Origin of the sequence: Curtobacterium sp. SGAir0471, from assembly GCF_005490985.1 — a bacterium.
Classification (GTDB): domain Bacteria; phylum Actinomycetota; class Actinomycetes; order Actinomycetales; family Microbacteriaceae; genus Curtobacterium.
Genome location: NZ_CP027869.1, coordinates 2,001,228 through 2,022,506, shown reverse-complemented (window position 1 = coordinate 2,022,506; position 21,279 = coordinate 2,001,228). Strand labels below are relative to the sequence as shown.

Sequence of the window (21,279 nt, the reverse complement as noted above, 5' to 3'; positions counted from 1 at the left end):
CGCGGGGACGAGGTTACCGGCGATCGGTGCCGTGTGACGGTTGTTGGACCGGGTGCAACAACGTGTGACGCTCGCCCCATGCCCGGATCGCCGACGCCAGTTCGAGGGGGGCCTGGTTCTGCACCGCGTGCCGGGCGGTCACCGTGACGACCTCGGCGCCCGGCAGGCGCTCGGTGAAGCCGGTGTGCAGCTTGGGCGAGACGTAGCCGCGGTCACCCCGGACGAGCAGGAGCGGCACGTCCAGTGCCTCGAGGTCCGGCCACGCGTCGGCGAACCGACCGACCGAGGCCGTCCGACCCGCGGGCAGGTGCGGGAAGTGGTGTCGGCGGACGAGCCGTCCGTCCTCGCCGAGCCGGGTGGTGTGCCGGGCCTCGCGGAGGAGCACCGCCCGGTCGTCGCCGACGCGGGCCTCGACGGCGCGGTCGACGACCTCGTCGAGGGACGCGAACGGTGTCTCGTCCTCGAGTGCGCGGGCGATGCGGTCCACGGCGCGTTGCGCGAAGTCCGGGGACATGTCGACGAGCACCAGTCCGGTGACGCGCTCCGGTGCCGTCGCGGCGAGCCGGGCGGCGAGGATGGCGCCGAGCGAGTGCCCGACGACGACGCCCGGCGGGACCCCGAGGGCGTCGAGCGCGGCCAGCACCTGGGGTGCCGTCGTGCTGGCACCGTAGTCGGCGTCGTCCCGCCAGGACGACCGGCCGTGCCCGGGCAGGTCGAGGGCGACCGCCGGTTCCCCGACAGCGATCGCCGTCTGGTCGAAGCTGTGCGCGTCGATGCCGAGCCCGTGCAGGTAGGTGATCCGCGCCTCCCGGCCGTCCGCCGTGTCCCAGCGGATCGCCGCGGTCTCGCGTCCGTCGGTGTGGACCACCTGCCGGGAGGCGCGCAGCGGCTCCGTCACGCCGCTCGCGGCGGCGAGGGCGGCGAGGTCCGAGAATTCGTCGTCGGGTTCGTGCACGGGTCCGATCCTCGCACCCCGGCGGGTGCCCCGCTGCACCCGTGGTGGGGTACCCCGTAGACCCTGGCAGCCTTAGGTAAGGCATGCCATACTCGTACCTCGTGGCAGCCCGGTACCGAGTCTTCTCCGTCCGCGTCGCGGCCGTGTCGACGCTCACCCCGTCGTTCGTCCGGGTGACGCTCACCGGTGACGCGCTCGCGGACTTCTCCGCGGTCGGGCTCGACCAGCGCATCAAGGTCGTCCTGCCGATCCCCGGGCACGGGTTCACCGACCTGCCCGACGGCGACGACTGGTACGGCGCCTGGCGCGCGCTGCCCGACGCCGAGCGGAACCCCCTCCGCACCTACACCGTGCGCTCGTTCCGCCCGGACGCGCACGAGCTCGACATCGACTTCGTGGCGCACGGGGACACCGGCCCCGCCTCGCGGTGGGTGTCGTCCTGCCGCGTCGGCGACGAGCTCCGCATCGTCGGTCCCGCCGTGCCGTCCTCGCCCGCCGAGCTGCCGAGTGGTGCCGCCGAGTTCGCACCGGGGAGCGCGACCCGGATCCTGCTCGCGGGGGACGAGACCGCCGCTCCCGCGATCTGCGCCATCCTCGAGGCGCTCGACGTCGCGACCGTCGGACACGTCTTCATCGAGGTCCCGACCGACGCCGACCGGCTGCCGGTCTCCGCTCCCGCCGGGGTCGAGGTGCGCTGGATCGCCCGCAACGGCGCCTCGCACGGGGTCCGCATGACCGACCAGGTGCACGCGTGGGCGTCAGAGGTCGCCGCCGGCCCGGCCGGGGCCGACCGCACCGCGCGCGGTACCGTCGAGCTGGCCGACGTGGACGTCGACGAGCAGGTGCTCTGGGACGTCCCCGAGGTCGCCGAGGAGCGCCCCGTCTACGCCTGGATCGCCGGCGAGGCCGGGTGCGTCAAGGAGCTCCGTCGCCACCTCGTGCGCGGCGTCGGGCTCGATCGTCGGCAAGTCGCCTTCATGGGCTACTGGCGGCACGGCAAGGCCGAGCACTGAGCGGGGCAGCACCCGCCCCGGTGGTGGGCGCGATCCCGGCGACCGCCCTGGGTGCACGCGGCCTGACGCTCGCCTACGACGACCGGGTCGTGGTCTCGGCGCTCGACGTCGACGTGCCCGACGGTGAGCTGACCGTCATCGTCGGACCGAACGCGTGCGGCAAGTCGACGCTGCTGAAGTCCTTCGCCCGGACCCTGAAGCCGAGTGCCGGGACGGTGTACCTCGACGGTGCGCCGATCGACTCGCTCCGCCCGAAGGCCGTCGCCCGACGGATCGGCATGCTGCCCCAGACCCCGATCGCGCCCGAGGGCATCACGGTCCGCGACCTCGTGTCCCGCGGGCGCTTCCCGCACCAGGACCTGCTGCACCCGTCGTCGGGGTCCGACCGCATCGCCGTGCAGGCCGCGCTCGAGCAGACGGACACCGTGGCCCTGGCCGACCGCAGCGTCGGGGAGCTCTCCGGCGGGCAGCGGCAGCGTGTCTGGATCGCGATGGTCCTCGCGCAGGAGACCGACATCGTGCTCCTCGACGAGCCCACGACGTTCCTCGACATCGCGCACCAGTACGACGTACTGGAACTCGCATCGGCCCTGCACGCGTCCGGGCGCACGGTGGTGGCGGTGCTCCACGACCTCAACCAGGCGGCCCGGTACGCGACGCACCTCGTGGCGATGCGCGACGGGGCGATCGTGGCGCAGGGCACCCCGGCCGCGGTGCTGACCTCGGAGCTCGTCGAGGACGTCTTCGGACTGCCCTCCGTGGTGGTCCCGGACCCCGAGACGGGCACCCCGCTCGTGGTCCCGCGGCGGCGCGCCGCCTGACGGTGCTCGGCGGTGCGCCGCCGAGCGGGCGGGACGCGCCGCTCGCGTTCGCCGAGCGGGCGCGTTCCGTCGGGGAAGGGCGGCGAGCGTGACGATCCGGCCCGGTCGGGGGAGCGAGCAGGACCAGGGGATGGACGGGAGGCGCGGGGCGGGGTCGCACCGCGCCTCCCGTCCGGTGGTGGTCACCGGGTCAGCGGTAGCCGCCGTCCTCGAGACCGGCCTCCACCTCGAAGCGGTTGCGCGTCGCGTCGCGCCCCGCGAGCGCGTAGAGCACCGGCATGAGCATGCCGTAGCGGCGCCACTGCGCGACGTGCACCCGCTCGTGCCGCAGCACGCGGGGGCCGTCGTTGTCCCGCGTCAGGTACACGGAGCCGACGCAGGTGCCGCCGCGGCGGAATGCCCACCGGGGCATCCCGGTGCAGACGATCAACCCGTCCTCGACACGGACCGGGCCGGTCGAGAACGGCACCCCGACGGCCAGCCCGACGGCGGTGGCGAACAGCCAGCCCGCGCGGGACACGGGGGAGTCGAGGAGCGGGTTGCGCACCCCTACTCCGGTCGGCCGTAGGTCTCGAGCAGCCGCAGCCAGACCTCGTTCATCGTCGGGTAGGCGGGGACCGCGTGCCAGAGCCGGTCGACGGGGACCTCGCCGACGACGGCGATCGTCGCCGCGTGCAGCATCTCGGCGACGTCCTGGCCGACGAAGGTCACGCCGACGACGACGCCGCGCGACTCGTCGACGACCATCTTCGCCCGGCCGGTGTAGCCGTCGGCCTGCAGCGCGGAGCCGGCGACCGCGCCGAGGTCGTACTCGACCGCGCGGACGTCGATGCCCTGCTCGCGGGCGGCCGTCTCGGTCAGCCCGATGCTCGCGACCTCGGGGTCGGTGAACGTGACCTGCGGGACGGCCGCGTGGTCGGCGGTCGCGACGTGGGCGCCCCACGGTTCGGCGTGCACGGGTCGGCCCTGTGCACGTGCGGCGATGGCCTCGCCCGCGGCGCGCGCCTGGTACTTGCCCTGGTGGGTGAGGAGGGCGCGGTGGTTGACGTCGCCGACGGCGTAGAGCCAGTCGGTGCCCTGCACGAGCATGGTGTCGTCGACCTGCAGCCAGTCGCCCGGGGTGAGCCCGACGGACTCGAGACCGAGGTCGGCGGTGTGCGCCTTCCGGCCCGTCGCGGCCAGGACCTCGCTCGTGACGACCGTCGTGCCGTCGTCGAGCGTCGTGGTGACGAGGCCGTGCTCGTCGCGGTCGACCCGTGTGGGGTTCACGCCGGTGCGCACGTCGATGCCGAGCTCGCGCATCGCGTCGGCGACGAGCTCGCCCGCGAAGGGCTCCATGCCGCCGAGCAGACCGTGCCGGGCGACCAGGGTGACCTTCGACCCGAGCGACGCCCACGCGGTCGCGAGCTCGGAGCCGGCGACCCCGCCGCCGATGACGAGCAGGCTCTCCGGGACCTGCTGGGCGCTGGTGCCCTCGCGGGTGCCCCACGGCTTCGCGTCGGCGAGGCCCGGGACGTCGGGCAGCTGGTGCAGCGAACCGGTCACGACGGCGACGGCGGACCGAGCGGTGTGGGTCTCGCCGCCGACCTCGACGGTCTTCTCGCCGGTGATGCGGGCGTGGCCGCGGATCAGGGCGATGTCCGCGGACTCGAGCCACTCGACCTGGCTGTCGTCCCGGTAGTCGGAGGTGAACGAGTTGCGGCGTGCCAGGACCTTCGCGGCGTCGACCGGTCCGGTCACTGCCTGCGCTGCGCCGTCCACGCGCTTCGCGGCCGCGACCGCATGACCGCTGCGGAGGAGCGCCTTCGACGGCATGCACGCCCAGTAGGAGCACTCACCGCCGACCAGTTCGGCCTCGACCACGGCGACCGACAGGCCGCGCTTGTGGGCGTAGTCCGCCACGTTCTCGCCGACAGCGCCGGCGCCGATCACGATGAGGTCGTAGTCCGTCATGCGCTCGAACCTACGCGGCGGCGGCGGGGCGCGGGCCGAGAGCGTCGGTCAGGCCGTGCGGGACGCCGTCGTGAGCGCGCCGACCGCGCGGAGGATCACGCCGAGGTCGTCGACCGCACGATCCGGGTCCACCGGAGCGAAGCCGGTCAGTGCGGCCCCGACGAGTCGCCGTCCCCGTGTCGCCGCCTGGATCCGCTCGACGAGCCCGGAGGCGTCGAGCCCGAACGGCACCGGTTCGAGCAGGCCGTCGACCTCGGCGGGGTCGAGCACGTCGAGGTCGACGTGGACGAAGACCCCGTCGGCGCCGGTGGCGTCGACCGCGGCGGTGACCGCGTCCGGCGTCGCCGCGTCGACGTCGAGGTGGGTGATGCCGACCCGGTCGAGGGCGGCGGTCTCTGCGTCCTCGGCGCCGCGGACACCGGCGAGCACGACCATCGCCGGATCGAGGACCGGGAGGTCGGGGAACAGGTCGTCCGGTCGGTCCACGAGCAGGCGCAGCACGGCGGTCTCGGCCGCGACGGGTTGCGCTCGGTTCAGCGACCGGTAGCCGGTCGAGCCGGCGATGCGGACGAATGCGGTGCCCGGGCGCACGAGCACGGTGGCGCCGAGCACGCTCGCCCCGTCCCCGCCGACCACGAGCACGGATTCGCTCGCCACGCCGGTCTCCTCGGCGACGCGTTCGGCGACGGCGCGCACCGAGGTGTAGCGGGCGACGGCGGTCTCGAGGCGGTCGCCGGCGCCGGCCGGGACGTCGACGACGGTGGTGGCGGCACGGGGCAGGTCGGCTGCGATGGCCTGCGCTCCGTCGCCGAGGCGCATCGCGCGCGACGACGCCGAACCCTGCCACTGACCGACGACGAGGAACTGCATCGTCTCAGTCTGTCAGCACGGTCCGGCGCCGTCCGCAGGTGCGCGTCAGATGCTCGACGAGCCGCCGTTCTTCAGCGCGGCGAGCCGGGCCTCGACCTCGGCGTCGCGACCGACGTCCTCGAGGCTCTCGAACTGCGCGTCGAGGCTCGACGACTGCAGCTCCTGCTGACCGAGGACCTTCGCCTCCTCGCGGCGGACCTTCTCCTCGAAGCGGGCGAGGTCGCTGGTCGGGTCGGTGATGTCGATGTTGCCGATGGCGTCGTTGACCTTGGACTGCGCCTCGGCGGTCTTCTGGCGTGCGACCAGCGAGTCGCGCTTGGCCTTGAGCTGCTCGAGCTTCTGCTCCATGCCGGCCAGGCCGGACTTGAGCTTCTCGACCTGCTCGTTCTGGGTCGCGAGCGGGGCCTCGTTGTCCTTGACCTCCTGCTCGGCCGCGATCTGCTTGCCGATCGCGATCTTCGCCAGGTTGTCGAACTTGTCCGCGTCGGCGGTCTTGCCCTCGGCGCGGTACTTGTCGGCGGCGGCCGAGGCGTTCGCGGCCTTCTGGCCCCACTCGGTCGCGGCGCGCTTGTCCTCCTCGTTGTCCTGCTCGAGCAGGCGGAGGTTGCCGATGGTCTGCGCGATCGCCGTCTTGGCGTCCGCGATGTTGTTCGTGTAGTCACGGACGAGCTGGTCCAGCATCTTCTGCGGGTCCTCGGCGTCGTCGATGAGCTGGTTCACGTTCGCTCGAATGAGCGACGAGATGCGGCCGAAGATCGTCTGCTTTGCCATTGCTTTCCCTTTCCTGGAAGGTCTGTGGTGGTGCTGCTGGTCGAGCGTCCTGCGGGTCGTGCGTTCGTCATGCGGGTCGTGCGGGTCGTGCGTGTGTCGTGCTGGTCGTGGCCGGGTCAGAAGCGGCCGCCGCCGGAGAAGCCGCCGCCACCGCCGCCACCGCCGCCACCGCCACCGAAGCCGCCACCGCCCCCGAAGCCGCCGCCCCCGAACCCGCCGCCGCCGAACCCGCCGCCGCCGAACGAGCCGCCGCCGAAGCTGCCGCCGCGTCCGCCCAGCAGGCCGCCGAGCACGATCCCGGTCACGAGGCCGCCGAGCTGAGCGCCGTTGCCGCCGCCGCCCTGCCCGGGCCACCCGCCCATGTCGTCGTTCGCGGCGTCCATGGCCGCAGCGGCGTACTGCTCCGCAGCGCGCGCCGCTCCCAGGGCGCGAGCGGGGTCGCTCGTCGCGAGGTCGACCGCGTCGTCGAGGGCACGCTCGGCCTCGGACAGGCGCGTGCGGGCCGTGGTCCCGACGGCACCGCGGCGGAGGGAGATGAAGTCGCGGGCCTGACTGATGCGGGACCGGGCATCACGCAGGGCGTCGTCGAGGGCCCGTTGCGCACGCTGCTGCTGCTCCTGCGCCCCGCGCGCAGCGGCCAGCGCGGCGTCGATCTCGGTGTTCGCCTTCGTCAACGCGTCCACCGCGGCGATCGGGTCGCGCGGGTCGGACCCCTGACGGAGGACGGTGTCCGCGCGGGTGACCGCGGCGGCGAGGGCCGGGTCGCCCGAGCGCATCGCGCGTGCCGCGGCGACGTCGCCCTCGATGTCTGCGCGCATCGCCTCGGCCCGCGCAGCCGCCTCGGCGAACGCCCGCTCGGCGCCCGTCGCGCTGGCGGTCAACTGCTGCACCTGCGCGAGGGCGTGCTGCGCGTCGCGCACGGCGATCACGGCTTCGCCCTTGTCGCCCGACGCGACGGCGGCGGTCGCCACCTGCGAGCGTTCCGTCGCGTACCCGAGCACCTGTTCGGCCTGCTCCACGTTTCCGGCGACCGTCGCGAGCGTCCGGCCGCCGTACGACCCGCGGACCCGTTCGAGCGCCCGGCGCGCGGCGTCGAGCTCCACCGGGGCCGCGGCGACCGCGGAGGCGAGGCCGGCCGCGGCGTCCTCGACACCGTCCTCGAGCGCGCGCAGCCGGTCGAACGCCTCGGTCTGCTCGTCGATGGACGCGTGCGCTTGCTCGCAGATCGCGATGATCTGGTTCGCCCACTGCGCGCGTTGCTGCGGGGAGTCCGGTACCTCGTCGTCGAGCTGCTGCTGGAAGGAGAAGGCCTGCCGCACGTTGCGCTTCGCGGTCGCGACGGCGTCGGCGAAGGGCTTCGCGGCGTCCTCGCCGAACTGCGCCGTGGCGAACCCGACCTCCTGCTCGGCGGTCCGGAGCTCGTCGTCGATGGTGACGAGCGCATTCCCGGCCTTGCGCTCGAGCCCGGCGAGCGACTCCTGCTGTGCCCGCTCGGCCTCGGCGGTCCGACGCTTGTTCCGGGTGCGAATCACCAGGACGGCGACGACCGCTCCGACCACGACGACGAGCAGCAGCACCCACAACCAGGTGAGGTCCGGCGGTGCCTGCGACGCGACGAGGCCGTTCGCCAGCGCGACCGCAGCACCCGCCCAGTCGCCGTCACGCAGCTGCGGCACCGCGTCCTGCTGGTAGGCGGACTCGACGTCGGACCGCGACAGTGCGGTCTCGTTGGTCTGCTGGATGTCGGCGATGCGGTCGTCGACCGCCACGGAGAGCACGATGGCGTCCGAGTCGATCTGGTTGCGCTCCCGCAGGGCGTCGCCCCAGGCCGCGTGGTCGGTCGGGTTCGTGAAGGTCGGGACGTAGACCACGTAGAGCTGCGTCCTCGTCTCGTCGTACAGGTCCTGGACCGCCCGTTCGACCTGCGTCCGCTGACCGCTGCTCAGGGCACCTGCCTCGTCCACCACGTAGGCGCCGCCGAGGTCCACCGGGTCGGTGGCGTGGGCTGCGGCGGCGGGTGCGAGCACGAGCCCGGCGGCGAGGAGCAGTGCACCGACGCGACCGACGGATCGGGCTGCCACGGACGCTGCGCCACCGCGGAGCCGCGAGAGCAGCCGTCCTGCCGCTCGGTCGTCCGTGTCCGCTCCGTCGTGGACCGCTCGCATCCGTCCTCCATCCGTCGTCCGGGGACCCTCGTGCCGCCCCCGACGGCCCCCGCACGGGTGCCGACGCCCCGATGCTATCCAGACCACGCACACAGCGGGTGGATGATGGGACAACCCCCGGTGACGTCCGTCATGTGGAGGACTTGTACCCCGGTCCGGGGTATGGTGATGGTCATCGTTCGACGACGAACGGAAGGGGAAAGCGATGGAGCGTACGACGAGCACCGAGGTCGTCCCACTCGAGGACGGCTACCACCGCGTCTCGACACCCGCGAGCGGTGTCATCGGCTTCGTCCGTGAGCAGGACGGCCGCTACGAGGTCCTCCGCGGCCGGGTCCGACAGGCCACGCGGTCCGAGGGCGCCTACAGCACCATGAACGTCGCGCTCATCGCGCTCACGCACGCCTGAGACGGCGACGGCTCTGCGGCGACCCGCCCGCTAGGCTCGCCGCGTGGTCCGTCCGTCGCGTGTCGTCCGGGTGACGATCGCGCCCTCGGGCGCCGACCGGGAGGCCCTGCTCACCGCCGTCGCATCGGCCCACGGCACAGACCCGGTCGCCGTGCGCGTGGGGCGCTGCTGTCAGCACTGCGGCTCGATGGAGCACGGACGTCCGTGGGCCATCGCAGCGGGCCGCTCGGTCCCGGTGAGCCTCGCCCGGACGCCGGCCCGCGAGCCCGGCGGCGTGGGGCGCACCGCCATCGCCGTGGTGACCGGTGGGGTGCGCACCGACGCGGTCGGCATCGACCTCGAGCGGGTCGACCGGGTGGCGGCCGCACCGCTCGACGTCTTCACCCCGACCGAGCTCGCCCGGTTGCGGGAGGACCGGGACCGTGCCGCCGCCTGGGCCGTCAAGGAAGCTGTGCTGAAGCGGGACGGCCGTGGACTGCGCGTCGACCCGGCCGCGGTCGAGGTCGACCTCGCCCGCGGGACGGCGCGCTTCGCCCGTCGGGACCACCCCGTGACGGTCTGCTGGCTCGCGCCGGACACCGTGCTCGCCATCGCGGCGGACGGCCTGCGTGTGGCCGTCGACGACCGGTCCGGGAACGGGATCGACGACGGCACCGGTGGTCGAGCCGACGACGGGGTCAGCGGCTCGGCCGGGTGAGCACCTCGACGCCGTCCTCCGTGATCGCGACGGTGTGCTCGGTGTGGGCCGTCCGCGCTCCGGTCGCACTCCGCAGCGTCCAGCCGTCCGGGTCGGTCACGAGTTCGTCGGTGTCCGCCATCACCCAGGGCTCGAGCGCGAGGAGGAGACCGGGGCGCAGGGCGTAGCCCCGCCCGGGTCGGCCGGTGTTCGCCACGTGCGGGTCCTGGTGCATCGTCGAGCCGATGCCGTGGCCGCCGAACTCGGTGTTCACCGGGTACCCCGCTGCGGTCAGCACGGAGCCGATTGCGTGCGACACGTCCCCCACCCGGACCCCGGGGCCCGCCGCGGCGATCCCGGCGGCGAGCGCGCGTTCGGTGGCGTCGATCAGGGCCGTGTCCGCGGGATCGGCGTCACCGACGACGAAGCTGATCGCGGCGTCGGCCGCGATCCCGTCGAGCGTCACCGCCAGGTCGAGGGTGAGCAGGTCGCCGTCGGCGATCGCCCGGTCGTGCGGCAGGCCGTGCAGCACGGCGTCGTTCACCGCGGTGCAGACGTGGTGGCCGAAGGGGCCGCGGCCGAACGACGGGGCGTAGTCGACGTAGCAGGAGACCGCGCCGGCGTCGTCGATCATCGTCCGGGCCCACCGATCGATCTCCAGCAGGTCGGTACCGACCGTCGTCCGCTCGCGGAGGGTCTGCAGGATCGTGCCGACGAGGGCGCCGGTCCGGCGGGCCCGGTCGATCTCGGCGGGGGAGAGGATCTCGATCATGCCGATGATCGTACCGGTACTGTTCGGCCGGTACTAGTATCGGGAGCATGGTCCGTCTCCCGCTCAGCCCCGACGAGCTCGAACGCGGTCGCCGTCTCGGCGCGCTGCTCCGCAGCGCCCGAGGCGACCGCTCGATCCTCGACGTCGCCCTGGCCGCGGGCATCTCGCCGGAGACCCTCCGGAAGATCGAGACCGGCCGGATCGCGACGCCCTCCTTCGCGAGCATCGCCGCCGTCGCCGGCGTCGTCGGTCTCTCGCTGGACGCGCTGTGGGCGGAGGTGCACCCGCCGGCACCCGGGCCCCCCACCGGCGTCGACGACCCGGGTCCACGCGTCGGAGCCGTGCGCGCCTAGCCTGCGACGGTGGTCGGCAGTCCGGGGACGCCCGGCTCGTCGATCCAGGGCCCCGTGACCCGGCGCACCGCGAGCTCCGTGGTGCCCGCGGCGTGCGCGACGGCGGCGTACACGTCCGTCGGTGCGACGGTGCCGTGCCGGTGGCGGTCGCCGAGGCTCCGGAGCGCCGCGGTGAACACCGCGTCGCCGAAGGTCCGCCGGAGCGCGTGCAGGGCAAGCGCCCCGCGCTTGTAGACCCGGTCGTCGAACATCTCGCGCGCGCCCGGGTCGGCGACGACCAGGTCCTGCGGTCCGGCGAGCAGCGCCTGCCGGTGCCGGTCGGCCAGCACGTCGGCGGAGTCGCCCCCGCGGTGCTCCGACCACAGCCACTCGGCGTAGCAGGCGAAGCCCTCGTGCAGCCAGATGTCCCGCCACCGTCCGGCGGTCACCGAGTTGCCCCACCACTGGTGCGCGAGCTCGTGCGCGATGAGCCGGTCGGTGCCGTGCTCGCCGTCGACGTGGTTCCGCCCGAACACCGCGAGGCCGTGCGCCTCGAGCGGGATCTCGAGCTCGTCGTCGGTGACCACGATTCCGTACGACGAGAACGGGTACGGCCCGAAGACGTCGCCGTACAGGGCGATCATGTCCGGCACCCGGCCGAAGTCCGTCCGGACCGCCGCGGTCATGTCGGCCGGGTGGTGCACGGTCACCGCCGGCGTCCCCCGCAGCGTCGTGGTGCGGTACCGCCCGATCTGCACGGTTGCCAGGTACGTCGCCATCGGTTCGGTGACGGCGTAGGCCCAGGTGGTGCCGGCGCGGGCGCGTTCGCTCCCGAGCAGGTCGCCGTTCGCCACGACGTCGTACCCGCTCTCGGCGGTGACCTCGAAGCGGTACGTGGCCTTGTCGTCCGGTCGGTCGTTGCAGGGGAACCACGAGGGCGCTCCGGTGGGCTGCGCGGCGACGATCACGCCGTCCGTCAGTTCCTCCCAGCCGATCTGTCCCCACGGACTACGGAGCGGCCGCGGTGCGCCGCGGTACCGGAGGTGCACCGAGAAGTCGTCCCCGGCGGCGATCGGGGCCGCCGGGGTCACGGTGACCTTGTGCGTGCCGGTGGCGACCTTCGCCGCGCGCGTGCCGTCGACGTCGACGCGGTCCACCCGCAGCCCGTGCAGGTCGAGCACGATGCGGTCGAGCGGTACGAGGGCGCGGCCGGTGACGGTCGCGCTGGCGTCGAGACGGTTCGTGGCGACGCGGTAGCCGAGGCGCAGGTCGTAGTGCAGCGCGCTCCACCGCCGGTCGCCGCTGTGCGGGGTGTACGGGTCGGCGTCGGGGTTCGGCTTCACGGTGTCGTCGAGTCTGCCACGGCGGCGGACCCGAGGACGATGCCGGTGCGTTCCCCGTCCCGCGCAGGGGGAACGCCCGGCGCACCGGGAGCGTCCGGCGCGGTCGGCGGGGCCGGCGCGTCCGGCACCGTCGGCGCCGTCGTCCACGGCGCGATCGGGTTGCCGGCCCACCACGTGCCACCGGGGACCTGCTCGCCGCGCATCACGAGCGACCCCGGCCCGACGGTCGCACTCGTCCCGATCCCGGAGGCCGGCAGTGCGACGCTGTGCGGCCCGAGCGTCGCACCGTCGTCGAGGCGCACCTCGTCGAGCTGCATGACCCGGTCGTGGAACAGGTGCGTCTGCACGACGGTGCCGCGCGCGACCGATGCACCGTCGCCGATCGCCACGAGGTCGGCCTCCGGCAACCAGTACGTCTCGACCCAGGTGCCGCGACCGATGCGCGCGCCGAGGCTCCGGAGCCACGCGGCGAGTGCGGGCGTGCCGGGGGCCTGCTCGGCGAACCACGGCCGTGCGACCGTCTCGACGAAGGTGTCCTGCACCTCGTTGCGCCAGACGAAGGACGACCAGAGCGGGTGTTCCCTGGCGTCGATCCGGCCGACGAACACCCACTTCGCCACCGTGGAGACGACGGCTGCGACCGCTCCCGCCACGATGAGCACCGGGCCGGCGAGCAGCACCGTCCAGCCGATGCCGACGGCCGACCAGAGCGCGAGGAGGGTCCCGGCCACGCCGAGGGCGATCGTCGCGGACACCATCGGGGCGAGCAGGCGCAGCAGCTCCCAGCACCCGCGCGCGACCTTGAGTCGGCGTGGCGGGCGGAACGTCCGTGCCTCGTCGAACTCCGTGGTCGCACGGCGCAGCCGGACGGGCGGCGACCCGAGCCACGACGAACCGCGCTTGGCCTTCTTCGGCACGGCCGAGAGCACGGCGACGAGCGCCTCGCGGGGGACCGAACGACCGGCGCCCGTCATGCCGGAGTTGCCGAGGAACGCCCGGCGGCCCACCTTCGAGCGACCGATGCGGACGTACCCGCCGCCGAGTTCGTACGTGGCGACCATCGTGTCGTCAGCCAGGAACGCCCCGGAGGCGATCTGCGTGAGCGAGGGGATGAGCAGCACCGTCGAGATCTCGGTGTCCCGCCCGACGCGTGCGCCGAGCAGCCGCAGCCAGAGCGGGGTGACCAACGACGCGTACAGCGGGAAGAGCAGCGTCCGGGCGGCGTCGAGCACCCGTTCGGTGCACCACGCCTGCCAGCCCGGGCGCGACCGCACCGGGTGGCGCCCCTCGTGCAGCCCGAGCGCGAGGAGCCGCACGGTCGCGACCACGAGGACGGCGTACACGAGTCCCGCGACGAGCGTGGCCAGCGGGACCGCCGTGAGCGCGCGGAGCACGGCCGCGCTTAGGGTGCCGGCGGGCCCGACGAGCGCGATCGCGACGGCCAGCCCGGCGGTGACGCCGACGACGGGCAGACCGGCCACGACGACCGACCCGACCCCGTACGCGACGAGCCAGCGGCGTCGGGCCGGGGGACGTGCCTCCCGGCCGTGACGAGCCGAGCCGACGCGCTCGGCGGGGGAGCCCGCCCACCGCTCCCCGTCGGGGACCCGCCCGGTGACGGCGGAGCCGGCCTCGACCTCGGCGCCCTCGCCCACGTGGGCCCCGGGCAGCAGCGTCGAGCGGCTGTGCACCACCGCGTCGGCGTCGACCCGCACGCGGCCGAGGCGGAACACGTCGCCGTCGACCCAGTGCCCGGCGAGGTCGACCTCCGGTTCGATCGACGCCCGCTTGCCGACCGTGAGCATCCCGGTGACGGGCGGCAGCGTGTGCAGGTCGACGTCGCGGCCGATGCGGGCTCCGAGCGCGCGGGCGTAGTAGCTGATCCACGGGGCACCCGCCGTGGACGGGCCGTCGACGGCCTCGGCGATGCGCTCGGCGAGCCAGACGCGCACGTGCACCGATCCGCCCCTCGGGTGGTCGCCGGGACGGACGCCGACGAGCAGGAGGCGTGCGAGGACCACCGTGACGGCCATCTTGCCGATCGGGGTGACGAAGAACAGCACCGCGACGACGAGCGCCCACCACGGCAGGACGGGCAGCACCGGCAGGGTGGTGGCGTGCAGGACCGCCGCGACGAGGGCCGTCCAGGTCAGGACGCGGAGGCCCCGGAGCACCTGGACGGGCAGCCCGAGCACCGTGAGCAGCAGGCCGGTCGTCGGCGGGACCGGACGCACCGGACGCCGGGCGGCCGCGGCGGGCCCGGCGTCGTCGAGTGCCTCGGCGAGGGCACCGATGCGGGGGTGGTCGTAGACGTCGGACACGGTCGTGGTGGGGAAGCGCTCCCGGATCGCCGACACGAGCTGCGCGGCGGTGAGGGAGCCGCCGCCGTGCGCGAAGAAGTCGTCGTCCACGCTCGTCACCGGGACCCCGAGGATCGCCGACCACCGCTCCGCGATCCACGTGACGGTGTCGGGCAGCAGGGCCGCGTCGGTCGCGCCGGGCAGTGGCCACGGGAGCGCCGCACGGTCGACCTTGCCCGACGTCCGGGTCGGCAGGGCGTCCACGACGGCCAGGAGCGGAACGAGGGCTGCGGGCAGTTCCTCGCGCAGCCGCGCGTTCGCCGCGGCGGTGTCGACCTCGGCGCCGGCGACCGGGGCGACGTAGCCGACGAGCACCTGGTTGCCGGCCGGCGTCCGCTGCACGACCGCCGCACCGCCGGCGACGCCGTCGAGGCCCTGCAGTGCCGCGTCGACCTCGCCGAGTTCGATCCGGCGGCCGCCGAGCTTCACCTGGTCGTCCGCGCGGCCCTGGAACACGAGGCCCTCCGGCTCGTAACGGACGAGGTCACCGCTGCGGTAGGCGCGGTCCCACCCGAGCGCGGGGAACGGCGCGTACTTCTCGGCGTCCTTCGCCGGGTCGAGGTACCGGCCGAGTCCGACCCCGCCGATCACGAGCTCGCCGACCCCGCCCGCCGGGACGCGCTGCCCCTGCTCGTCGACGACCGCGAGGTCCCACCCGTCAAGCGGCAGGCCGATCCGCACCGGCTGGCTGCCGTCCATCAGCGACCCGCAGGCGACGACGGTGGCCTCGGTGGGGCCGTAGGTGTTCCAGAGCTCGCGGTCGCGCGATGCGATCCGGGCGGCGAGTTCGGGCGGGCAGGCCTCCCCGCCGAAGATCACGAGGCGCACCTGCTCCAGGGCGTCGTCCGGCCACAGCGCGGCGAGCGTCGGGACCGTCGACACGACCGTGATCGTGTGGGCGATGAGCCACGGGCCGAGGTCGACCCCGGTGCGGACGAGCGACCGCGGCGCCGGCACCAGGCAGGCACCGTGCCCCCACGCCAGCCACATCTCCTCGCACGAGGCGTCGAACGCGACGCTCAGCCCGGCGAGCACCCGGTCGCCGGGACCGATCGGGGCGTCCTGCAGGAACATCCGGGCCTCGGCGTCGACGAACGCCGCGGCGGACCGGTGCGTCACCGCGACGCCCTTCGGCACGCCCGTCGAGCCGGAGGTGAAGATCACCCATGCGTCGTCGTCCGTGGTCGGTGTCGCGGCGCGGGCGCCGGGGTCGACGACCGGTGCAGGGGCGGCGTCCGGCGCACCGCTCGTCCGCAGGACACCGCCGGCACCGAGCACGCCGACGACGCCGGCCTCGCCGAAGACCAGTGCGGCGCGTTCCTCGGGGTCGTCCGCGTCGACGGGGACGTAGGCGGCGCCGGCGGCGAGCACGGCCAGGATCGACAGGTACAGGTCGCGGCCCCCCGAGGGGATGCGCACCCCGACCCGGTCGCCGCGGCGCACGCCTCGCGTGGCGAGGTCGTCGGCCTGCTCGCGGACGAGTCGGAGGAGCGTCGCGTAGTCGAGGGTGCCGACCGGGTCCTCGAGTGCGAGGGCGTCGGGCGTGGCACGCGCGGTCGCCTCGAGGACGTCGACCAGGGTGCGGGGGTCGGGTGCGTACTGGCCGCGGGCGAGGGGTGCCTGGGTGTCCGTGGTGCCGGTGCTCATCGGCGCGGATCATACTGACGCCGGGTGTCGCCCCCGCAAACACCCGGTGCCCGGGCGGCGTGGCGACGAACGTGGCGGACGCACCCACGGGGGACGGTCGCCGAAGGCGACATCGCGCGCGGCCGATCGAGCGAAGCGAGAACGTCCGCTTGCGCGGGAATGTAACAGTGCCCCCAGGAGGATTCGAACCTCCGCCCCTGCCTCCGGAGGGCAGTGCTCTATCCCCTGAGCTATGGGGGCTCGTGGGTGACACCAACCGTAGCAGGTCCGGCGACCCCGTCCCGACAGCGCGTGTCGCGTCCGTGTCGCGACCACCGCCGGACGGGAGGCGCGGCACCGGCCCGCACCGCGCCTCCCGTCCGGCGGGTGGTGGCGTCAGCCCGCCGGGCTGGCCGAGGCGGACGGCTGGAGGACCGCGCGCACCGCGTCCACGACGGGCTGCGCCCCGCCCGGCTCCGTGAAGAGGGTCGACTCCGTGGTGATCCAGTACGGGTCGGGGAAGGCGTCCGCGCGACCCACCCCGTCGTCCAGCGCGTAGTAGCCCTCGACGCGGTAGGTGGGGACGGAGCCGCCGCGTTCGTACAGGGCGTCCTTCAGGGTCGTGAGCGACTTCTCAGGCAGGTGCGCGACGGCGAGCGTGATCGTCGTCGCGGGGTCGTCGGTGGCGACGAGGTGGCAGACGCGACCGCGCTGGCGTTCGATCGTCGCGGCGGGCGTGCCCTTCTCGGGCGTCCACGAGGTGTCCTGCTCGAAGGTCTTCCCGTAGACGGCGAGGGCGCTCTCGGGCAGCAACTCGGCGCACGTCTGGCGCACGGCGGTGCCGATCGGGGTGGGGCTCGCGCTCGGGGCGGCGTCGCCGGACCCGCCCGTGCACCCGGCCAGCAGGACGGTGGCGGACACGGAGAGCAGGGCGACGGTGATCGCCCGGGCACGGCTGCGGGAGGTCATCCAGCCATGATGCTGCACGCCGTCCGGCACCGGCCCGCGAGGCACCTGGGCGTCCCGGTAGACTCGACCCTCGTGACTCCTGCCGAACTCTCCGCCGCGTACCTGTCGATCCTGACCGGGGTCGTCGAGCGACGAGGCGCGTCCGACACCGTGACGATCGGGGAGTCCCACGTGGCCCTCGAGCGGCCGAAGAACCGTGCGCACGGCGACTGGGCCTCGAACGCGGCCATGCAGCTCGCGAAGCGCCTCGGGACGAACCCGCGCGAGCTCGCTGCCGAGATCGCGGGCGAGCTGACCGAGCTCGACGGTGTCGCCTCGGTGGACGTCGCCGGCCCGGGCTTCATCAACATCACGCTCGAGGCCGCCGCCGCCGGCGAGATCGCCCGCACCATCGTCGACCAGGGCGTCGCGTTCGGGCACGGCGACCTGTACGAGGGCGTGTCGATCGACCTCGAGTTCGTGTCCGCGAACCCGACCGGCCCGATCCACATGGGCGGTGTCCGCTGGGCCGCCGTCGGCGACTCGCTCGCCCGCGTGTTCGAGGCGCAGGGCGGACGCGTCACCCGCGAGTACTACTTCAACGACCACGGCGCGCAGATCGACCGCTTCGCCCGGTCGCTCGTCGCCTCGGCGTTGGGGGAGCCCACGCCGGAGGACGGCTACGGCGGCGCGTACATCGGCGAGATCGCGGCGCGCGTGATCGCCACGCTCCCCGCAGGGACCGACGTCCGCGACCTGCCCCGCGACGAGGCGCAGGAGCTCTTCCGTCGCGAGGGCGTCGAGTTCATGTTCGCCGACATCAAGTCGTCGCTGCACGACTTCGGCGTCGACTTCGACGTCTACTTCCACGAGAACTCGCTGCACGAGTCGAAGGCCGTCGAGCGGGCCATCGAGCGGCTGCAGTCCCTCGGCAAGATGTACGAGGCCGAGGGGGCGCTCTGGCTCCGCACGACCGACTTCGGCGACGACCGCGACCGCGTCGTGATCAAGTCCGACGGCCAGCCCGCCTACATCGCCGGTGACCTGGCGTACTACCTCGACAAGCGCGAGCGCGGGTTCGAGCGGAACCTCATCATGCTCGGCGCGGACCACCACGGCTACGTCGGCCGGATGATGGCGATGTGCGCGGCGTTCGGCGACGAGCCGGGCAAGAACCTCGAGATCCTCATCGGGCAGATGGTGAACCTGCTCAAGGACGGCCAGCCGTTCCGGATGTCGAAGCGCAACGGCACCATCGTGTCGATGGAGGACCTCGTCGACGCCGTCGGTGTCGACGCCGGTCGGTACGCCCTCGTGCGGTTCGCCAGCGACACGTCGATCGACATCGACCTCGACCTGCTCACGAAGCGGACGAACGACAACCCGGTCTTCACCGTGCAGTACGCCCACGCGCGCACGCAGTCGGTCGCGCGGAACGCCGCTGCCTCGGGCGTGGACCGCTCGGCGTTCGACGCGTCCCTGCTGACGCACGAGACGGAGGGCGCCCTCCTCGGGGCCCTCGCCGAGTACCCGCGCGTGGTGCGTCAGGCCGCCGAGCTCCGCGAGCCGCACCGTATCGCGCGGTACATCGAGCAGCTGGCCGGGCTGTACCACCGCTGGTACGACGCCTGCCGCGTGACGCCGCTCGGGGACGAGGCCGTGACGGACCTGCACCGCACCCGACTCTGGCTGAACGACGCCACCGGGCAGGTCGTCCGCAACGGCCTGGGCCTCCTCGGGGTGAGCGCGCCCGAGCGCATGTAGCTGCTGCGGCGCCGCGTGGCAGCGGCTGCCGGTCGGGCTACGAACCACGATTGCGACATCGAACCAGGCAGTCCGCCTGGTTCGATGTCGTTTCCGTGGTTCGACGCCGCGCCACGCCACCACACGCCGCGCCACCGCCGCGCCGCGCCGCCGCGGCGACCACGCGACGCAATGCGCCCGGCGCAGCGGGCTCGGCGGGCACACACCGCGCCTCCAGGCCGGCCACGGGGAGCACCTGGCAGGGTGGGACGATGTCCTCCGCCACCGCGCCCTCCCGGAAGCGCCGTCGCTGGCCCGTCGTCCTCGTCGTCGTGGTGCTCGTGCTCGCCGCGCTGGTCGTCGTCGCGGAGTTCGTCCTGCGCGGCGTCGTCGACCGGATCATCGCGGACCAGGTCGAGCAGTCCCTGCCGGAGGGCGCGACCGGTGAGGTCACCGCGCACGCCGACGGCGTCGTCATCCCGCAGCTGCTCGCCGGCACGCTCGACCGGGTCGACATCACCTCGGACCGCCTGACGGTCGACGGGGTCCCGCTCGCCGCCGACGTCACCGCGCGCGACGTCCCGGTCGACGGTCAGGGCGAAGTCAGCGACGTCGACGGCCACGTGACCCTCGCCGCGACGAGCGTGCAGGACCTGGCGAAGTACAGCCCGTTGTTCGAACGGCTCCGGCTCGTCGACGGCGGCGTCGAGCTCTCCGGGTCGACCGCGGTGCTCGGCTACGACATCAACTACGCCGCCACCGGTGACGTGGTCGCGCAGCAGGACGGCCGCGGCGTCACGATCACCCCGCAGAGCGTCCGCATCACGAACTCCGCGCTCGGGCTGCGCGTCGACCGCATCCCGGGCGTCACGGGCGTGCCGGTCCAGGTCTGCACGGCGCAGTTCCTGCCGGAGCAGCTCCGGGTCCGGTCCGTGGACGTCACCGCCGAGCAGGCCACCGTCCGGGTCACCGCGGACTCGCTGCCGCTCTCCGAGCAGGGCCTGGGCACGGTCGGCTCCTGCGGCTGACCCCGGCGCACCGCCACCGTGGCCGACGGGCGTAACACCGGCCGGGAGGCCCGCCCCGGCTCGGTAGGATCGGGTCCCGTGAGCGCCAACCCCCTTGCCCCGCCGCGGCTGCGGTTCCCGGCCGACGCCTCCGCGCTCACCGCGCGGATCTGGCCGGCCTCCGCGACGCGGACGGACGACGGCGAACTCGCGATCGGCGGCATCACGGCATCGGACCTGGTCGCACGGTTCGGCTCACCGCTGTACGTGGTCGACGAGCGCGACGTGCAGGCGCGGGCTGCCCGGGTCCGCACGGCGTTCACCGACGCCTTCGCCCGGATCGGGACACGCGCGCACGTCTACTACGCCGCGAAGGCGTTCCTCACGACCCAGGTGGCCGCGTGGATGACCGGGGCCGGACTCCGGCTCGACGTCTGCACCGCGGGCGAGCTCGCCGTCGCGCTGGCCGGGGGAGCGGACCCCGCGCTCCTCGGCTTCCACGGCAACGACAAGTCGGACGCCGAGATCGCCCGCGCGGTCGAGGTCGGCCTCGGCACGATCGTGCTCGACAGCCACGAGGAGATCTGCCGCGTCGCACGCGCGGCCGCCGACGCCGGTACGGTGCAGCGCGTGCGCATCCGGATCAACAGCGGGGTGCACGCCTCCACGCACGAGTACCTCGCCACCGCGCGCGAGGACCAGAAGTTCGGCATCCCCCTGTCCGAGGCCGTCGACGCCGCGGCCGCGGTCCGGGCCGAGCCCTCGCTCGCGTTCGTCGGGCTGCACTCGCACATCGGCTCCCAGATCTTCGACGAGTCCGGCTTCCGCGAGGCCGCACGGCGCCTGATGGACGTGCACGCCGAGCTCGTGGCGTCCGGTCCGGTGCCGGAGCTCAACCTCGGCGGGGGCTGGGGCATCGACTACACCGAGGCGGACGAGGCGTTCGCACCCGAGGACGTCGCCGAGGCCCTGGCCACCATCGTCGCCGATGCCTGCACCGAGCGGGGCATCCCGGTGCCGGAGATCGCCGTCGAGCCCGGTCGCTACATCGTCGGTCCGGCCGGCGCGACGCTCTACCGCGTCGGCACGATCAAGCCGGTGACGCTCGAGACGGACGACGGCTCCTCGGCCACGCGCACGTACGTGTCCGTCGACGGCGGCATGAGCGACAACGCCCGGCCGGCGCTGTACGGCGCGGACTACTCGGCACGACTCGCCCGCGCGTCGGACGCCCCGGCGGTGCTGACGCGCGTGGTCGGGAAGCACTGCGAGTCCGGCGACATCGTGGTGAACGACGAGTACCTGCCCGGCGACGTGCACCGTGGCGACCTGCTCGCCGTGGCGGCCACGGGTGCCTACTGCTGGTCCCTGGCGAGCAACTACAACCACGTCGGCCGCCCGCCGGTCGTCGCGGTCGCGGACGGCACAGCCCGTATCCTCGTCCGTGGCGAGTCGATCGACGACCTGCTCGCCCGCGACACGGGGGTCGTCGCCGGCTGATGCCGCTGACCCCGA

Annotated in this window: 18 protein-coding genes and 1 tRNA gene; 8 read left to right on the top strand and 11 right to left on the bottom strand. The window is 74.0% G+C overall.

Annotated elements, in window-relative coordinates:
- Positions 1-13 precede the first annotated feature (13 nt).
- A complete protein-coding gene (locus C1N91_RS09335; protein ID WP_175415977.1) occupies positions 14-955 on the bottom strand; it encodes an alpha/beta fold hydrolase in 942 nt (313 codons plus the stop codon).
- A gap of 83 nt (positions 956-1,038) precedes the next feature.
- Between C1N91_RS09335 and C1N91_RS09330 the strand changes: the two genes are divergently transcribed.
- Together C1N91_RS09330 and C1N91_RS09325 are read left to right on the top strand one after the other, a co-directional pair.
- A complete protein-coding gene (locus C1N91_RS09330) occupies positions 1,039-1,968 on the top strand; it encodes a siderophore-interacting protein (protein ID WP_137767496.1) in 930 nt (309 codons plus the stop codon).
- 20 nt (positions 1,969-1,988) lie between these two features.
- Positions 1,989-2,789, top strand: a complete 801-nt coding sequence (locus C1N91_RS09325; RefSeq protein WP_254678206.1) for an ABC transporter ATP-binding protein — start codon at positions 1,989-1,991, stop codon at positions 2,787-2,789.
- A 190-nt stretch (positions 2,790-2,979) separates the two neighbouring features.
- On the opposite strand, the gene C1N91_RS09320 is transcribed toward C1N91_RS09325, so the two are convergent.
- The 5 genes from C1N91_RS09320 to C1N91_RS09300 form a co-directional block, all read right to left on the bottom strand.
- Positions 2,980-3,336, bottom strand: coding sequence for a Fe-S oxidoreductase (locus C1N91_RS09320; protein ID WP_137767495.1), 357 nt, complete (start codon positions 3,334-3,336; stop codon positions 2,980-2,982).
- A 2-nt stretch (positions 3,337-3,338) separates the two neighbouring features.
- Positions 3,339-4,742 carry a dihydrolipoyl dehydrogenase family protein gene (locus C1N91_RS09315; protein WP_137767494.1) on the bottom strand — a complete coding sequence of 468 codons (1,404 nt, stop codon included), beginning with the start codon at positions 4,740-4,742 and terminating at the stop codon, positions 3,339-3,341.
- A 48-nt stretch (positions 4,743-4,790) separates the two neighbouring features.
- A complete protein-coding gene (locus C1N91_RS09310; RefSeq protein ID WP_137767493.1) occupies positions 4,791-5,612 on the bottom strand; it encodes an arginase family protein in 822 nt (273 codons plus the stop codon).
- A 45-nt stretch (positions 5,613-5,657) separates the two neighbouring features.
- Complete coding sequence (locus C1N91_RS09305) at positions 5,658-6,383, bottom strand: PspA/IM30 family protein (protein WP_137767492.1); 726 nt, start codon at positions 6,381-6,383, stop codon at positions 5,658-5,660.
- Between the two features lie 116 nt (positions 6,384-6,499).
- Complete coding sequence (locus tag C1N91_RS09300) at positions 6,500-8,464, bottom strand: TPM domain-containing protein (RefSeq protein ID WP_175415976.1); 1,965 nt, start codon at positions 8,462-8,464, stop codon at positions 6,500-6,502.
- A 289-nt stretch (positions 8,465-8,753) separates the two neighbouring features.
- Here C1N91_RS09300 and C1N91_RS09295 point away from each other — a divergent pair, with 289 nt between their 5' ends.
- Positions 8,754-8,957: a hypothetical protein gene (locus C1N91_RS09295; protein WP_058729997.1), complete on the top strand. Its 204-nt coding sequence runs from the start codon at positions 8,754-8,756 to the stop codon at positions 8,955-8,957.
- A gap of 43 nt (positions 8,958-9,000) precedes the next feature.
- On the top strand, positions 9,001-9,654 hold the full coding sequence (locus C1N91_RS09290; protein WP_137767490.1) for a 4'-phosphopantetheinyl transferase family protein: 654 nt from the start codon (positions 9,001-9,003) through the stop codon (positions 9,652-9,654).
- Here the strand turns inward: C1N91_RS09290 and map are convergent.
- The gene (map, locus tag C1N91_RS09285; protein WP_137767489.1) at positions 9,635-10,405 is read right to left on the bottom strand and encodes a type I methionyl aminopeptidase; all 771 of its coding nucleotides are present in this window, start codon (positions 10,403-10,405) and stop codon (positions 9,635-9,637) included. The two genes, C1N91_RS09290 and map, sit on opposite strands and share 20 nt — an antisense overlap.
- A gap of 47 nt (positions 10,406-10,452) precedes the next feature.
- Between map and C1N91_RS09280 the strand changes: the two genes are divergently transcribed.
- Positions 10,453-10,758, top strand: coding sequence for a helix-turn-helix domain-containing protein (locus C1N91_RS09280; RefSeq protein WP_137767488.1), 306 nt, complete (start codon positions 10,453-10,455; stop codon positions 10,756-10,758).
- Here the strand turns inward: C1N91_RS09280 and C1N91_RS09275 are convergent.
- The 4 genes from C1N91_RS09275 to C1N91_RS09260 all read right to left on the bottom strand — a co-directional run bounded on the left by C1N91_RS09275 (position 10,755) and on the right by C1N91_RS09260 (position 17,035).
- A complete protein-coding gene (locus tag C1N91_RS09275; protein WP_137767487.1) occupies positions 10,755-12,080 on the bottom strand; it encodes a M1 family metallopeptidase in 1,326 nt (441 codons plus the stop codon). The two genes, C1N91_RS09280 and C1N91_RS09275, sit on opposite strands and share 4 nt — an antisense overlap.
- Complete coding sequence (locus C1N91_RS09270; RefSeq protein ID WP_137767486.1) at positions 12,077-16,087, bottom strand: Pls/PosA family non-ribosomal peptide synthetase; 4,011 nt, start codon at positions 16,085-16,087, stop codon at positions 12,077-12,079. The genes C1N91_RS09275 and C1N91_RS09270 overlap by 4 nt, the downstream gene beginning before the upstream one ends.
- A gap of 168 nt (positions 16,088-16,255) precedes the next feature.
- Positions 16,256-16,327: transfer RNA gene (locus C1N91_RS09265), tRNA-Arg, on the bottom strand.
- A 135-nt stretch (positions 16,328-16,462) separates the two neighbouring features.
- Complete coding sequence (locus C1N91_RS09260; protein ID WP_137767485.1) at positions 16,463-17,035, bottom strand: hypothetical protein; 573 nt, start codon at positions 17,033-17,035, stop codon at positions 16,463-16,465.
- Positions 17,036-17,107: 72 nt separating this feature from the next.
- On the opposite strand from C1N91_RS09260, the gene argS reads away from it, so the two are divergent.
- From argS to lysA, 3 genes are all read left to right on the top strand, one after another.
- Entirely contained in the window at positions 17,108-18,778 is a 1,671-nt protein-coding gene (argS, locus tag C1N91_RS09255; protein WP_137767484.1) for an arginine--tRNA ligase, read from the top strand.
- A gap of 251 nt (positions 18,779-19,029) precedes the next feature.
- Complete coding sequence (locus C1N91_RS09250) at positions 19,030-19,785, top strand: LmeA family phospholipid-binding protein (protein ID WP_137767483.1); 756 nt, start codon at positions 19,030-19,032, stop codon at positions 19,783-19,785.
- Between the two features lie 78 nt (positions 19,786-19,863).
- Positions 19,864-21,264 carry a diaminopimelate decarboxylase gene (gene lysA, locus C1N91_RS09245; RefSeq protein WP_137767482.1) on the top strand — a complete coding sequence of 467 codons (1,401 nt, stop codon included), beginning with the start codon at positions 19,864-19,866 and terminating at the stop codon, positions 21,262-21,264.
- The last annotated feature ends 15 nt before the right edge of the window (positions 21,265-21,279 follow it).